This window comes from Streptomyces sp. NBC_01341, assembly GCF_035946055.1.
Classification (GTDB): Bacteria; Actinomycetota; Actinomycetes; order Streptomycetales; family Streptomycetaceae; genus Streptomyces.
This window is the reverse complement of the sequence record NZ_CP108364.1, coordinates 4003310-4017867: the sequence shown is the minus strand read 5'-3', so window position 1 is coordinate 4017867 and position 14558 is coordinate 4003310. Positions and strand designations below refer to the sequence as shown.

The 14558-nt window shown below is 69.6% G+C and carries 10 protein-coding genes and 2 pseudogenes; 5 read left to right on the top strand and 7 right to left on the bottom strand.

All coding sequences use genetic code 11. From position 1 onward, the window contains the following. The first annotated feature begins 53 nt into the window (after positions 1-53). Positions 54-707: a TetR/AcrR family transcriptional regulator gene (locus OG206_RS17765; protein WP_327117180.1), complete on the top strand. Its 654-nt coding sequence runs from the start codon at positions 54-56 to the stop codon at positions 705-707. Here the strand turns inward: OG206_RS17765 and OG206_RS17760 are convergent. Beyond that, positions 682-1923 (bottom strand): damage-control phosphatase ARMT1 family protein, encoded by a 1242-nt coding sequence (locus OG206_RS17760; RefSeq protein ID WP_327117178.1) that lies wholly within the window; start codon positions 1921-1923, stop codon positions 682-684. The two genes, OG206_RS17765 and OG206_RS17760, sit on opposite strands and share 26 nt — an antisense overlap. Before the next feature lie 192 nt (positions 1924-2115). Between OG206_RS17760 and htpG the strand changes: the two genes are divergently transcribed. Next, positions 2116-4029 carry a molecular chaperone HtpG gene (gene htpG, locus OG206_RS17755; protein ID WP_327117176.1) on the top strand — a complete coding sequence of 638 codons (1914 nt, stop codon included), beginning with the start codon at positions 2116-2118 and terminating at the stop codon, positions 4027-4029. 429 nt (positions 4030-4458) lie between these two features. Then, positions 4459-5253, top strand: a complete 795-nt coding sequence (locus OG206_RS17750; RefSeq protein WP_327117175.1) for an SGNH/GDSL hydrolase family protein — start codon at positions 4459-4461, stop codon at positions 5251-5253. 153 nt (positions 5254-5406) lie between these two features. Here OG206_RS17750 and OG206_RS17745 read toward each other — a convergent pair. Both OG206_RS17745 and OG206_RS17740 read right to left on the bottom strand, forming a co-directional pair. Beyond that, positions 5407-5736, bottom strand: a pseudogene (locus OG206_RS17745) (nuclear transport factor 2 family protein); the annotation flags it as partial. A gap of 136 nt (positions 5737-5872) precedes the next feature. Continuing rightward, positions 5873-6705 (bottom strand): annotated as a pseudogene (locus OG206_RS17740) (class I SAM-dependent methyltransferase). Between the two features lie 89 nt (positions 6706-6794). Between OG206_RS17740 and OG206_RS17735 the strand changes: the two are divergent. Continuing rightward, a complete protein-coding gene (locus OG206_RS17735; RefSeq protein WP_327117173.1) occupies positions 6795-8654 on the top strand; it encodes a S9 family peptidase in 1860 nt (619 codons plus the stop codon). A gap of 62 nt (positions 8655-8716) precedes the next feature. Then, positions 8717-9514 carry an SURF1 family protein gene (locus tag OG206_RS17730; RefSeq protein ID WP_327117171.1) on the top strand — a complete coding sequence of 266 codons (798 nt, stop codon included), beginning with the start codon at positions 8717-8719 and terminating at the stop codon, positions 9512-9514. Between the two features lie 206 nt (positions 9515-9720). On the opposite strand, the gene OG206_RS17725 is transcribed toward OG206_RS17730, so the two are convergent. The 4 genes from OG206_RS17725 to OG206_RS17710 all read right to left on the bottom strand — a co-directional run bounded on the left by OG206_RS17725 (position 9721) and on the right by OG206_RS17710 (position 14427). After that, on the bottom strand, positions 9721-11115 hold the full coding sequence (locus OG206_RS17725; RefSeq protein ID WP_442805856.1) for a hypothetical protein: 1395 nt from the start codon (positions 11113-11115) through the stop codon (positions 9721-9723). Between the two features lie 47 nt (positions 11116-11162). Then, complete coding sequence (locus OG206_RS17720) at positions 11163-11738, bottom strand: SigE family RNA polymerase sigma factor (protein WP_327122309.1); 576 nt, start codon at positions 11736-11738, stop codon at positions 11163-11165. A gap of 359 nt (positions 11739-12097) precedes the next feature. After that, a complete protein-coding gene (locus tag OG206_RS17715; protein WP_327117167.1) occupies positions 12098-13162 on the bottom strand; it encodes an aspartate-semialdehyde dehydrogenase in 1065 nt (354 codons plus the stop codon). Then, the gene (locus OG206_RS17710; protein ID WP_327117165.1) at positions 13159-14427 is read right to left on the bottom strand and encodes an aspartate kinase; all 1269 of its coding nucleotides are present in this window, start codon (positions 14425-14427) and stop codon (positions 13159-13161) included. The genes OG206_RS17715 and OG206_RS17710 overlap by 4 nt, the downstream gene beginning before the upstream one ends. Positions 14428-14558 lie beyond the last annotated feature (131 nt).

The window sequence follows — 14558 nt, the reverse complement described above, 5'->3', positions numbered from 1 at the left end:
ACTCGAAACGGACTACGGTCCACTTCCGGTCCTCCGGCGCTACCCTTGGAGCCATGACCGCCCCCATGTCCCCGCTGTCCGGGCCGCCCGACCCCGGCGGGACGCGCACAAGCCTCACGCTCGCGGCCGTGGGCGAACCCGAGCGTCTCCGGGCGGACGCGGCACGCAATCGCGCCCTCCTGCTGGAAGCCGCTTCGCGGCTGCTGGCGGAGTGCGGGGCCGCAGACCTCACCATGGAGTCGGTGGCAGCGGCGGCCGGAGTCGGGAAGGGCACCGTCTTCCGGCGCTTCAAGGACCGCACCGGTCTGCTCATCGCGCTCCTCGACCACCGCGAGTCACTGCTCCAGGCGACGTTCCTCTCAGGGCCTCCCCCCATGGGGCCGGACGCCCCGGCCGCCGAGCGGCTGCACGCGTTCGGCCCGGCCGTCATGCGCCACGAGCGCGATCACCACGAACTCATCCTGGCCTCACGCACCGATCCGCTGCGCGCCTTCGCCATCCCCGCCTACCGGCTGCGGCTCAGCCACGTCGCGATGCTGGTGCACCGAACGGGCGTGGCCGGGAATCCGGAACTGCTCGCCCACTCGCTCCTCGCATCGATCGACACCCCCCTCGTCCACCACCTGGCCTGCGAACGCGGCGTGCCGCTCGCACAGTTGGAACAGGGCTGGCACGACCTCGTCACCCGGCACGGCGTGCCGCGCTGAGCGGGCCGCCCCGCCCGGCGCGCACCTGGACCAAGGCGTGCGTGCCGCTGGTACGCCAGGCACGGCCGGATGTCTCCAGGCGTTCCAGGGTGGGCACGTCCAGCCCCACCACGACATCGGACTTCAGCGTCCGCAGCGCCGCGACAGGGCCGGGGAAGTACGCGGTGACATCGGCGAACGGCGTCGTCGGCGGCCAGAGCCGGTCACCCACGAGCCGACGGTAGTTGAGGTCGCCCTTCAGGATCGTCATCGTGGCGGCGGCCAGTTCGGCCCGGAGATCCTCGGGCATCAGCTCGTACGGGAACGGGGCGCAGAAGAAGGCGTGGGTTCGCACGTCGACCCGGCCCGCTCCCATGGCCTCCCAGACACGCCTGCCGATCACACCCGCTTCACCGGGGGCGCCGCTCAGACGGCGGAGGCAGTCGACGACGTCGGCCGTCATCGCGTCGGAGACGTAGTAGGGACGGGGCTTCACATAGAGCACCACCCGGTCCGCGTGCCGGTGTTCGAGCAGATGGTCGATGAGGATCAGGTCGGGGATGAGCTCGCGACCGGTGTTGTCCGCGATGACGGCGACGGTGGCCCGCCCGCCGGCGGGCAGCAGCGACCACAGCTCCCCCGTGTCGTCGGCGACCAGGCTGTGGTCCGGCTCGCCGAGGGACGGCTCGTCCGCGGAGGAGCGGAAGCCCAGGTCGGCGCGGTTCCCCCAGAGCGAGGCCTGGAGGAGGGCTGCCGCCCGCTCACCCGCGGGGAGAGCGGCGAGGCCGTCCAGAGACCTGAGCTCCTCGTCCACCGTGTCGCCGCGCAGTTCGGCCCGTTTGAACGGTGCGAAGGGGTCGATGCCCTGCCAAGGCCCCTCGTCGAAGTAGCCGACTGCCTGCAGGAGTCTGCGGTAGAAGTAGCTCTCCGCCCAGAGGAACGGGGCGTCGAACCAGGGGCGCCCGAAGTACTCACGCCCCTGGTCCAGCCAGAACCCCCGGTCCGGACTCGCGGCACCCGGCGGTTCGACGACACCGTGGATGATCTCGTGACGCAGGTCGTCGAGGGCACGGTGCGGGCCGGGACCGTAGGGGAAGGCGTCCCGCACCTGTTCGATGAGCGCCGGATGGCGCTCGGCCAGCACACCCCAGGCGAAGGTGCCCGGCTCCCGGCATGTGATCACCGGTGGCAGCCCTGAGTCCCGCGTGGTCCCGGAAACCGTTCGTTCGTCGCCCATGCGCCCAGTCTGCCTGTCAGGCGGGACAGGCTCCGGCTGCGGGTGCCCGTGTCCGCCGTCCGCCGTCCGCGTCCACGACGCGGCGGGTCACACGGCCAACAACCCCGGACGAAGGAGCACATGGGCACACCTGGGCCTGGTTACGATATGTGTCGACTCAGATGATTTAACCAAGAGAGGGAACCCGCACCCATGCCGGCCGAGACTTTCGAGTTCCAGGTAGAAGCGCGTCAGCTCCTGCAGATGATGATCCATTCGATCTACTCGAACAAGGACGTTTTCCTCCGCGAGCTCATTTCCAACTCTTCGGACGCGCTGGACAAGCTGCGACTGGAAACCCTCCGCGACGACACACTCCGGGCCGACTCGTCCGACCTCCACATCGCCATCGAGGCGGATGCGGAGAATCGCACGCTGACTGTGCGCGACAACGGAATCGGAATGTCGCACGACGAGGTCGTGCAGCTGATCGGGACGATCGCGAATTCCGGTACGGCCAAATTCCTCCAGGAACTCAAGGAGGCCAAGGACGCCACCGCGTCCGAGGAGCTCATCGGCCAGTTCGGTGTGGGGTTCTATTCGAGCTTCATGGTTGCCGACGAGGTCACTCTGCTGACTCGGCGCGCGGGTGAGGAGACCGGCACCCGCTGGCAGTCCGGTGGTGAGGGCACGTATACCGTCGAGCCCGTGGACGACGCCCCGCAGGGCACTTCGGTCACGCTGCGGCTCAAGCCGGAGGACACCGAGGACAAGCTCTTCGACTACACCTCTCCCTGGAAGCTCAGGGAGATCGTCAAGCGCTACTCGGACTTCATCACCTGGCCCATCCGCATGGCGGCGGTGTCGGGTGAGGAGGACGCCGAGCCCGCGACGGAGACGGTCAACTCGATGAAGGCCCTGTGGGCCCGGTCGAAGGACTCCGTGACGGACGAGGAGTACAGCGAGCTCTACAAGCACATCAGCCACGACTGGACCGATCCCCTCGAGACCATCCGCATGCAGGCGGAGGGGACCTTCGAGTACCAGGCCCTGCTCTTCCTCCCGTCCCACGCACCGCAGGACCTGTTCATGCAGGACCACAAGCGGGGTGTGCAGCTCTATGTGAAGCGCGTATTCATCATGGACGACTGCGAAGCCCTCATGCCGACGTATCTGCGGTTCGTGAAGGGCGTAGTCGACGCGCAGGACCTTTCCCTCAATGTCTCGCGCGAAATCCTGCAGCAGGACCGCCAGATCGAAATGATGCGGCGTCGGCTCGTCAAGAAGGTGCTCTCGACCGTCAAGGACATGCGGTCCAAGACGCCTGAGAAGTACACGACGTTCTGGAAGGAATTCGGCCGGGTCCTCAAGGAAGGCCTCTTCCAGGACTTCGAGAACCGGGACGCGATCCTGGAGATCGCCTCCTTCTCCTCGACCCGGGACGAGGAGGAGCCGACCACCCTGCGCTCGTACGTGGAGCGGATGAAGGAGGGGCAGGAGCAGATCTTCTACATGACGGGCGAGTCGCGCTCCGCCATGGAGAGCTCGCCCCACATGGAGGCGTTCCGTGCCAAGGGCTTCGAGGTCCTCCTGCTGACCGACCCGGTCGACGAGGTCTGGGTCCAGTCCGTGCCGGAGTTCGACGGCAAGCAGTTGCAGTCCATCGCCAAGGGCGAAGTCGACCTGGACAGCGACGAGGAGAAGAAGGAGATCGAGGCCGAGCGCGAGCAGCGGCAGCAGGAGTACGCCGGACTCCTCACCTGGATGACGGAGCAGCTGGGCGACACCCTGAAGGAGGTACGCCTCTCCTCACGGCTCACTGTCTCCCCGGCCTGCATCGTCTCGGACACGCACGACGCCACCCCGGCCCTGGAGAACATGTACCGCGCCATGGGCCAGGAAGTGCCGCGCGCCAAGCGGATCCTGGAGCTCAACCCGTCCCACGGACTGATCAGCGGGCTGAAGAAGGCTCACGACGCGAGGGGCGAGGACCCGGACGCCTCCGCAGAGCTGGCCGAGACGGCCGAACTCGTCCACGGGCTGGCGCTCCTCTCGGACGGTGGCGAGCTGAGCGATCCCTCCCGCTTCAGCAGGCTGATGGCGGACCGGCTGGAGCGCACGCTGTAGCCCGGACCACCCCCGACACCGCTGCGGCCGCCAGGGCTCCTGGCGGCCGCAGTCGTGTGCGGGCCCAGTAGCGAGCAGCGGCAGAGAACGAGACGGAACCGCCGACGGGAGGACGGACTCAGGGAGCGCAACCGTCGGGTCACGAAGGTGGCGGGAGAGTGAGCGCCGCCTGGCGATTCGAACGTACGGCCATCCGTCGAGGATGACGCGCAGGAGTCACGGAGAGTGGCGAAACGCCCCGCGACTTCACCATTTCGAGGGCCCGCCGAAGGTTTATCTACGCGCGGAGCATCGACCCCCGAACGATCATTCGGGCATATCAGACGACTTCCAGCGAGGCCACTTACCGACGGGTACCGGGAGCTGCTAAAAACATGCTCGCCCCACGAACTCCCCCCTCGTCCCCCACATTTCGAAGGGCTGGCAGCCATGTCAGTACGAACCTTCCGGGCCTCCGTCCTCACTCTCGCGATCGCCGCCGCTGCCGCACTCGGCATCGCCCCACCCGCATCCGCCGCAGGGGCCGACTACGTAGCTCTCGGTGACTCCTACTCCTCCGGAGTGGGCGCCGGGAGCTACACCTCGGAGAGCGGCAACTGCATGCGCAGCACCAACGCGTACCCGTACCTCTGGACGAACGCCAACAACCCGTCCTCGTTCAAGTTCGTCGCCTGCTCGGGCGCGACGACGGCGTCCGTGGCGAGCAGTCAGCTGAGCGCGCTGACTTCGTCGACCACGCTCGTCAGCGTCACGGCCGGAGGCAACGACGTCGGATTCGCGGACGTCATGCAGACGTGCGTCCTGCAGAGCGAGGCCACCTGCGTGAGCCGTGTTAACACAGCGGTCTCACAGATGCAGAACTCGCTGCCGGGCGCACTCGACTCGCTCTACGCCGGGATCCGTTCACGTGCCCCCCAGGCTCACGTGGTCGTCCTCGGGTACCCGCGCTTCTACAAGCTGTCGGGCAGCTGCATCGCCGGGCTCACGGAGACCGAACGCGGGTCGATCAACAACGCGTCGGACGTGCTGAACGGGGTGCTCGCCAAGCGGGCGGCCGACGCGGGGTTCACCTACTCCAGCGTGGTGGACGAATTCACCGGACACGAACTCTGCTCGGGAGACGCCTGGATCCACAGCGTGTCCATTCCCATCACCAACTCGTACCACCCGAAGGCGGTCGGGCAGTCGAACGGCTATCTGCCGGCCTTCCGCTCCGTGGCATAGCGCGCGCACAGAACGCGGCTGTGCCGCGGTGGCGCCCCCGGGCCGTGCTCGGGGGCGCCACCGCGCACACCTCCGGGCATGCACGACAGCCCCACGACCGGCTCGCTCCCTGCACACCCCACACGTTCCGAGGCAGAAGGGTCCCCGCCGAGCTCAGTACCGCTCGACAAGGTGCTCCCGGCCGGTCGGCGGCTCGTACGGCTCGGGCCAGAAGTCCGTCACCTCCGTGATCCGGCCGGCCGCGTCGAAGGTGAAGAAGTGGACGGCCGGTATCTCCTCGTCCGCCACGGTGAAACAGGTCCGGGCCGCGGCCTGTCGCCCGTCCCCGTCGGCGACGATCCGCTCGATACGGACGCACCAGTCCCCCGGATACTCCTGGTTGAACCGGACGTACCGCTCCTTGCCGAGAACGCGCTCGCGGGTCTGCGGCAGGTCGTACACCACACCGTCGGAGAGGATGGCCGCGAACGCCTCCCAGTCGCGGGTGCCCGCCGCCCAGTAGGCCTCCACCGCGGCGCGCTGAGCGGCGGCTCGCGGCGTCGTACCGGTTCGGTCAGCCATCTCAGTCATGCGTCCGAGTGTGGCGCCCGCCACTGACAATCGGCCGGGGACGCCGGTCTCAGCGCTCGATCGGCCGCGAGGCCTTGACCGAATACACCATCGGGATGCGCGGCCGGCCGGGAAGCGGTAGTACCCGTCCGTGTGCCGCTCCAGGGCCGGATACCTGGGGAAGAGTGTCGCGTCGTGCTCGCGCAGGAACTCGATGCGCAGCCCGGCCGCCGCGAGTGCCGAGACCACCTCGCCCACCGGATGCTGCCATTCGACGCTGCGGTTGTGGACGGTCGTGGCGTGGCGATCCGCGTAGGTGCCGGGCGACTCGTCCACCCAGGGATCGCGGCTGAAGTAGTCGTACGTGACCCTCGAGCCGGTCTCGTCGTCCAGGCATTCCGTCAGCGGATGGAACTCCGCGACGTAGAGGAATCCGCCGGGGGCGACCAGCGACGCCGCGGTCTCCGCCCACAGTCCGACATCCGGAAGCCAGTTCAGGGCTCCGAACCCCGTGTAGACGATGTCGTACGCGGAGTCCGGAACCGCCTGCGCCGCGTCGTACACATCGGCGGCCACGAAGGCCGCGCGCTCAGGCGTCAGCTCCAGTGCCCGCGCCAGGCCGCGGGCGGTCTCGACGGCGGGCTCCGAGAAGTCGAGGCCGACGACCTGCGCGGCGCCGTGGCGGGCCCAGGACAGGGTGTCCACGCCGATGTGGCACTGCAGGTGCAGCAGTGTCCGGCCGGTCACGTCCCCCACCTCCTCGATCTCGAACGCGCGCAGGGCGTCCCGGCCCGCCAGGAAGGCGTCCAGACCGTAGAACTCGCCGGCCGCGTGGATGGGCACGCGTTCGTCCCATCGCGCGCGGTTGGTCTCGTGCCAGTCGTCGGGAGTCGGTGCGTACATGCCGCGAAAGTTACCCACAGGACGAGGTGCGCGCGAGCGGTTATCCACAGGCCACCCGGCGCCGCGGTCACATCAGGTTGGATGGGGGCATGAGCGACACACAGAACGACGCGTCCGTGCCCGAACGCGAGAAGGAACCGCCGCAGTGGGAGCAGCGCTTCCGCGCTGCCCGGGTCTCCCTGCCCGACTGGGCCGAGGACGCCCCCGACCGCGCGCTCTTCGTGTCGAACGCCACCGGCACGTACGAGCTGTACGCGTGGGACCGGGCGACCGGGAAGCAGCGGCAGGTCACCGACCGGCCCAACGGGACGACGGACGGCGTGCTGACGCCGGACGGCGAGGACGTCTGGTGGTTCGCCGACACGGACGGCGACGAATTCGGCGTGTGGATGCGCCAGCCCTTCGCCGGCGGCACGGACGAGGTGGCGGCGCCCGGTCTCGAAGCCTCCTACCCGGCCGGGCTGGCGATCGGGCGGGACGGGACGGCGGTCGTCGGCCGCTCGACCGACGAGGACGGCACGACCGTGCACCTGGTGCGCCCAGGTGCGGAGCCCGTCGTGATCTACCGGCACCGGGAGTCCGCAGGCGTCGGCGATCTCTCCCACGACGGGGCCCTGATCGCCCTGGAGCACACGGAACACGGCGATGCGATGCACTCCGCGTTGCGGGTGGTGCGCCCAGACGGTTCGACGGTCGCCGAACTGGACGACACCGAGGGCGGTACGAAGGAACTGGGCCTGGCCGTACTGGGCTTCGCCCCGGTGGCCGGTGACACCCGGCTGCTGGTCGGACACCAGCGGCGCGGGCGCTGGGAGCCGATGATCTGGGACCCGGTCGCAGGGACGCAGACCGACCTGCCGATCGATCTGCCGGGTGACGTGGGTGCGGAATGGTATCCGGACGGCTCGGCCCTGCTGATCGAGCACAGCTTCGAGGCGCGCAGCGAGCTGTGGCGCCATGAGCCGGGGGCCGAGGGCGCGGTCCGGGTGGAGACGCCCGCGGGCACGGTGTCGGGCGCCACGGCACGGCCGGACGGCACGGTGGAGTACCTCTGGTCGTCGGCCGAACAGCCGCCTGCCGTGCGTTCCACGACGGGCTCGGTCGTCCTCGACCCGCCCGGGGCGAAGGCACCCGCGTCGGTGCCCGTGCGGGACGCCTGGGTCGACGGCCCCGGAGGCCGCATCCACGCCCTGGTCCAGACCCCGGCCGCCGGTGACGGGCCGTTCCCCACGGTCTTCGAGATACACGGAGGCCCGACCTGGCACGACAGCGACGCCTTCGCCTCGGGTCCCGCCGCATGGGTGGACCACGGCTTCGCCGTCGTGCGGGTCAACTACCGCGGCTCGACCGGGTACGGCCGCGCCTGGACGGATGCCCTCAAGCACCGGGTCGGGCTGATCGAGCTCGAGGACATCGCGGCGGTCCGGGCGTGGGCGGTGGAGTCGGGTCTCGCGGACCCCGAGCGGCTGGTCCTGGCCGGTGGTTCGTGGGGCGGCTATCTGACCCTGCTCGGCCTCGGCACGCAGCCGGACGTCTGGGCACTCGGACTGGCCGCGGTTCCGGTCGCCGACTACGTCACCGCGTATCACGACGAGATGGAGGCTCTGAAGGCGATGGACCGCACCCTTCTGGGCGGCACCCCGGAGGAGGTACCGGAACGCTTCGAGGCCTCGTCCCCCCTGACCTACGTCGACGCGGTGCGCGCGCCCGTCTATATCTCGGCCGGCGTCAACGACCCGCGCTGCCCGATCCGGCAGGTGGAGAACTACGTCGACCGACTCTCGGCCCGCGGCGCCGTCCACGAGGTGTATCGCTACGACGCGGGCCACGGCTCGCTCGTCGTGGAGGAACGCATCAAACAGGTCCGGCTGGAGCTGGACTTCACGCTGCGGCACCTGGGAGCAGCGGCGGCCGACCGTGCCGGGGAGGACGGGGGGCCGAAGGCGTAGGGTCCGGATAAATGGTGCACCCCGCTCCGGGCGCCCGGAACGCGGAACCGTACCGTGGAGGGGTGTACCGGTTCCTGCTGACCCCGCGATGGTGGGGGATCAACCTCTTCGTCGTGCTGGCCATACCGTTCTGCGTGTTCATGGGCACCTGGCAGCTCGGCCGCTTCGAGGACCGCGTCCAGACCCATGAGGAGGCCGAGGAACGCCCGGATCCCGGTACCCGCGCCGCGAAACCGCTCGACGAACTGCTGCCGGTGAGTACGGAGACCTCCGGGCGCCCGGCCGTGGCGACGGGGACGTACGGGGACCAGTTCCTCGTGCCCGGGCGCAAGCTGGACGACCGCGGCGGCTTCTACGTCCTGGATCTGCTGCGCACCGACAGCGGCAAGGCGCTGCCGGTCGTCCGGGGCTGGCTGCCGGGGTCGCCGGGCAGCGCCGAGGTCCCGGCGGCGCCGTCCGGGCGGATCACCGTGACCGGCGATCTGCAGGCATCCGAGAACAGCGGCACCAAGGGTGTGAACCTCACGGGTGGGCTGCCCGAGGGGCAGCTCGGCATGATCAGCGCCGCGTCCCTGGTGAACCTCGTCCCGTACGACGTGTACGACGCCTGGGTCACCTTGCCGGAAGCCGGTTCGGGTGGCTCGGCCGGGTCGGGTGAGGCGAGTGACGGCATGAAGCCGGTACCCGCCGCGGCCGCGCAGGGCAGCGGGCTCGACCTGAAGGCCTTCCAGAACCTCGGCTACACCGGCGAATGGTTCGTGTTCGGGGGCTTCGTGCTCTTCATGTGGTTCCGGCTCGTGCGCCGCGAGGCCGAAGCGGCGCGGGACGTGGAGCTGGGCCTCGCGGCCGACGCCGACTGAACAGGACAGGGACCCAACGAGACCCGAGCGGGAACGACCGGGCCCCACCAACGCCCTGCGGTGCGGATCAGGCCCGGTCGGCACCACCACAACCATGCGGTGCGGAACGAACCGGCCCGCCGGAACCTGGCAGGTTCTCGGCGGGCCGCGGATCGTGACAGGGCCCTCGTGACAGGGCCCTCGTGACAGGGCGCTCGTGACGGGCGCTACGAGGTGCCCAGGACGCCCGTCCGGTAGATCGTGCCGGCGCAGGCGTTGGAGATCGTGGTCTCGGCGGTCGGCGCACCGGCCTCCGGAGTGTGCGTGACCGCGATGCTGCCGTCCGCGGGCCCCTCGTCCGCACTGCCGAACTGCGCCGCGTCGTCCACCGTCCCGGCGGTGGTCCCGGTGCTGTCACCGCCGCCTCCGCCGCCGTCCGTCGGCGTCGGGCTGGGCGAGCCACCGGTGGTCGGGCAGGTGTCCGAAGGCACCCATGCGAAGCGCACCTCGTACGCCATCGCGGGCTTCAGGACCACCGTCCCCGGCTCCAGTGAGGGGTCGGGCAGCTCGGACGCCGGGTCCCCGGCAATGTGCTGGACGACATTGATCTTCATCGGGTCCGCGGCTCCCGCCGCCTGGAAGCCGACGGTGCCGTTGGTGGTGACCGAGCAGGAACTGCCGGACGCGTTGGAGATCTTGAACGCTCCGTAGACAGTGCCGTTCGCGCCGGCGGCGCCCGCCTCGGCCGAGGCGACACGGAGCTGACCGGGGTCGCAGGCGGTGGCGTCGGCGGCCTTGTCACCCGGAGTGCCGCCGAGTCCTGCGGTTCCACCGCCCTCGGCGTCGGGGCCGGATCCCTTGGAAGGTGCCGCGGAGTTGCCGTCCTCGCCCCCACTCCCCTCGGTCCGGGAATCCTTGGGACCGGCCGACTGCGGGCCGTCGGACCCGCTACCCGCGTCCTCGCCACTGCCGCCCTGCGCCTGCTGCCCGTGACCGGCTATGGCCGGGCTGGCCGTGGCCGAACCGTCGGAGTTCGCGACGTGGACGAAGGCGGGAACCGCCGTACCGATCAGCAGTGCCGCGGCCGCCACGCCCACCAATGCCTGACGCCGTCTGGCCCGACGGGCCGGCACCGCCCGTTGCAGGTGATCAAGGGTGCCGCTCGAGGGTTCGAGGCCCTGGACAGCGCCGCGCAGCAGGAGTCGCAGCTCGGCCTCGCCCACGTCATCACCGTCGTGGGTACCGCCGAAGAGGCAACCCGGCATTCCGGTCAACGTGCTTCCGGTGCCGCTTCCGGCCGTACCGCCGGTGCTGCCTCCGGATGCAGTGCGGGAGGCGGCACCGGACATGCCCCCGAACAGCTCGGTCAGCGTGCCGCCTTCACCCGGGGCGCGCACACCGCCGTCCGCACCGCCCGGCGCGAAACCACCGACCGGCGCAACACCACCGCCCTCCGCACAACCGGGGGCGAAGCCACACCCCTCGGCACCACCCGGCGCAGCACCTTCGGCTGCGGTACCTGGGGCCGCTTCGGCGCCGTCGACGCCGGCCTCGTTGGCCTGCTTCTGCTCACCGTCCCGCTCGGGCTCGCTGTGCGGGGTGTCGTCCGGCCCGTCGTTCACAATTCCGTTTCCAGTCCGGTCATCGTCGTGCCTGTGCTCGGGCCCGCTCATGCCTGCGCCTCCATCACCAGGCGCAGTGCCGCGATACCCCGGGAGCCGTACGCCTTCACCGAGCCGAGCGATATGCCCAGCGTCTCGGCGACCTGCGCCTCCGTCATGTCCGAGAAGTAGCGCAGCACCAGCACCTCGCGCTGACGGCGCTGCAGCCCCTTCATCGCCTTGATCAGCGCGTCCCGCTCCAACTGGTCGTAGGCGCCCTCCTCCGCGCTCGCCATGTCGGGCATCGGCTTGGAGAGCAGCTTCAGCCCGAGGATGCGCCGACGCAGCGCGGAGCGGGAGAGGTTGACCACGGTCTGACGGAGGTACGCGAGCGTCTTCTCCGGTTCGCGCACACGGTTGCGCGCCGAGTGCACCCGGATGAACGCCTCCTGCACCACGTCCTCGCAGGACGCCGTGTCGTCCAGCAGGAGGGCGGCCAGGCCCAGCAGCGAACGGTAGTGGGCGCGATAGGTCTCGGTCAGATGATCGACCGTCGTTCCTGCCGCCACGGTCTCCTCAGCGCCCTCGCGCTGCGAGGGCAGCCGGGCGGAGCGCGCAGCGGGCATGGGCGCAATCACCGGCATACCGCCGGGTGCGCGGGGCCGCCGGAGCGGGCGCACCGAAGCGCCCCGCAACGGGCCCACCACTGTGATGTCGAGAACCTCTGCCACGCCAGTTGGACACCCATCCCCCCGTCAGGGTTGTACGCCAACGGCACCGCGTTCGATGCTGTGCGACATGCCCTCATTCGTACCTGCTCTTCCCCAAATGCCCCGAAAACGCATCCAGCCACACAAGAAGTGACGAGGTAGACGCGTCGCATCCGACCAGCGGTTGCAGATGCCGAGGAGATCATCGTCGGATACGACAACGCCCCAGCTCAAGAGGTTCAGACCAGCGATTTACCCACAGGGCGCACACAGATCCTACAAAAGAGGTTCGATCAGGTCCGGGGAAATTCTCCGGCCACGGACTCGGCGATCTGGGCCACGTTCAGAGCCGCGCCTTTTCGGAGGTTATCTCCACAGATGAACATCTCGACGGCGCGCGGATCGTCCATCGACTGCCGTACCCGGCCCACCCACGTCGGGTCGGTGCCCACCACATCGGAGGGCGTGGGGAAGTCCCCGGCCGCCGGGCTGTCGAAGAGCACGACACCGGGCGCGGTCGCCAGGACCTCGTGCGCCCGGTCCACCGCGACCTCGTTCTCGAAGCGGGCGTGCACCGACATGGAGTGCGTCGCGATGACGGGTACGTACACACACGTCGCCGTGACCTTCAGCCCGGGCAGGCCCAGGATCTTGCGGCACTGGTCACGGATGGCCAGTTCCTCGGACGACCAGCCGTCCCCGGCGTCGGTCCCGGCCCACGGGACGACGTTCAGCGCCACCGGCGCGGCGAAGGGGCTCTTCTCCCCGTCGCCCACGGCCCGCCGCACGTCCCCGGGCCGTGTGCCCAGGTCCGTGCCCGCCACCAGCTCGAGCTGCTCGCGCAGCGCGGTGACACCGTCCCGGCCCACACTGCTCACGGCCTGGTAGGAGGAGACGATCAGTTCACGCAGCCCGAATTCGGCATGCAGCGCGCCGACCGCGACGATCAGCGACAGCGTCGTGCAGGTCGGGGACGCGACGATGCCGCGCGGCCTGCGCCGCGCGGCATGCGGGTTGATCTCGGGCACGACCAGGGGCACCTCGTCGTCCGTCCGGAAAGCCGCCGAGTCGTCCACGACCACGGCACCCTTGGCGGCGGCGACCGGCGCCCACCGGGCGGACACCTCGTCCGGCACCAGGAACAGGGCCACGTCCACCCCGTCGAACACGTCCTCGGAGAGGGCGAGGACCTCTGTCTCCTCGCCGCGCACGACCAGCTTGGTGCCGGCCGAGCGCGGGGAGGCGACGAGTCTGACCTCGCCCCAGACGTCCGCGTGCTCCGAGAGGATCTGGAGCATGACGCCGCCGATCGCCCCGGTCGCTCCCACGACCGCGAGCGATGGGCGGCGTACGGTCATCGGCCGGTGCCCCCGTAGACGACGGCCTCGTCGGAGCTGTCGAGACCGAAGGCGGTGTGCACGGCGCGCACGGCCTCGTTGACGTCGTCGACCCGGGTGACCACCGAGATGCGGATCTCGGATGTCGAGATCAGTTCGATGTTGACGCCCACGTTCGACAGCGCCTCGAAGAAGCCCGCGGTCACACCGGGGTTCGTCTTCATGCCCGCACCGACGAGGGAGATCTTCGCGATCTGGTCGTCATAGCGCAGGGACTCGAACCCTATGCCGGCGCGGTTGCGCTCCAGGGCGTCGATGGCCTTGCGTCCGTCCGCCTTGGGCAGCGTGAACGTGATGTCCGTGAGGCCGGTCGAGGCGGCGGAGACGTTCTGCACCACCATGTCCATGTTGATCTCGGCGTCGGCGATGGCGCGGAAGATCGCGGCGGCCTCGCCGGGCTTGTCGGGCACACCGACGACGGTGACCTTGGCCTCGGAGACGTCGTGGGCGACTCCCGAGATGATCGCGTGCTCCACCAGCTGGTCCCCTTGCGGCTCGTTGCTGACCCAGGTGCCGCGCAGTCCGGAGAAGGACGAGCGGACGTGGATCGGAATGTTGTAACGGCGGGCGTACTCGACGCACCGGTGCAGCAGCACCTTGGAGCCGGACGCGGCCAGCTCCAGCATGTCCTCGAAGGAGATCCAGTCGATCTTGCGGGCCTTCTTCACGACCCGGGGGTCGGCGGTGAAGACACCGTCCACATCGGTGTAGATCTCACAGACCTCCGCGTCCAGCGCGGCGGCCAGCGCGACGGCGGTCGTGTCGGACCCGCCGCGGCCGAGGGTCGTGATGTTCTTGCCCTCCTGGCTCACCCCCTGGAACCCGGCGACGATGGCGATGTTGCCCTCGTCGATCGAGGTGCGGATACGGCCGGGCGTCACATCGATGATGCGCGCTTTGTTGTGGACCGAGTCGGTGATGACGCCGGCCTGGCTGCCCGTGAACGACTGGGCCTCGTGGCCCAGGTTCTTGATCGCCATCGCCAGGAGGGCCATGGAGATCCGCTCCCCGGCGGTCAGCAGCATGTCGAACTCACGCCCGGCCGGCATCGGGGATACCTGCTCGGCGAGATCGATCAGCTCGTCCGTCGTGTCGCCCATCGCGGACACCACGACAACCACCTGGTTGCCGTTCTTCTTGGCGTCCACGACTCGCTTGGCGACGCGCTTGATGCCTTCGGCATCGGCTACGGAGGAACCTCCGTACTTCTGCACGACAAGGCCCACGTGCGCTCCTCGCTCAATAATGGTGCGGTCGGCTCAGTTTAACGAGCAGCCCGGAATCGACCCGTCGATACCGGATGGTGAGATGTCCCGCCCACCACGCGGACCGGAGTGTCGCTCCGAACTGCTCGTAG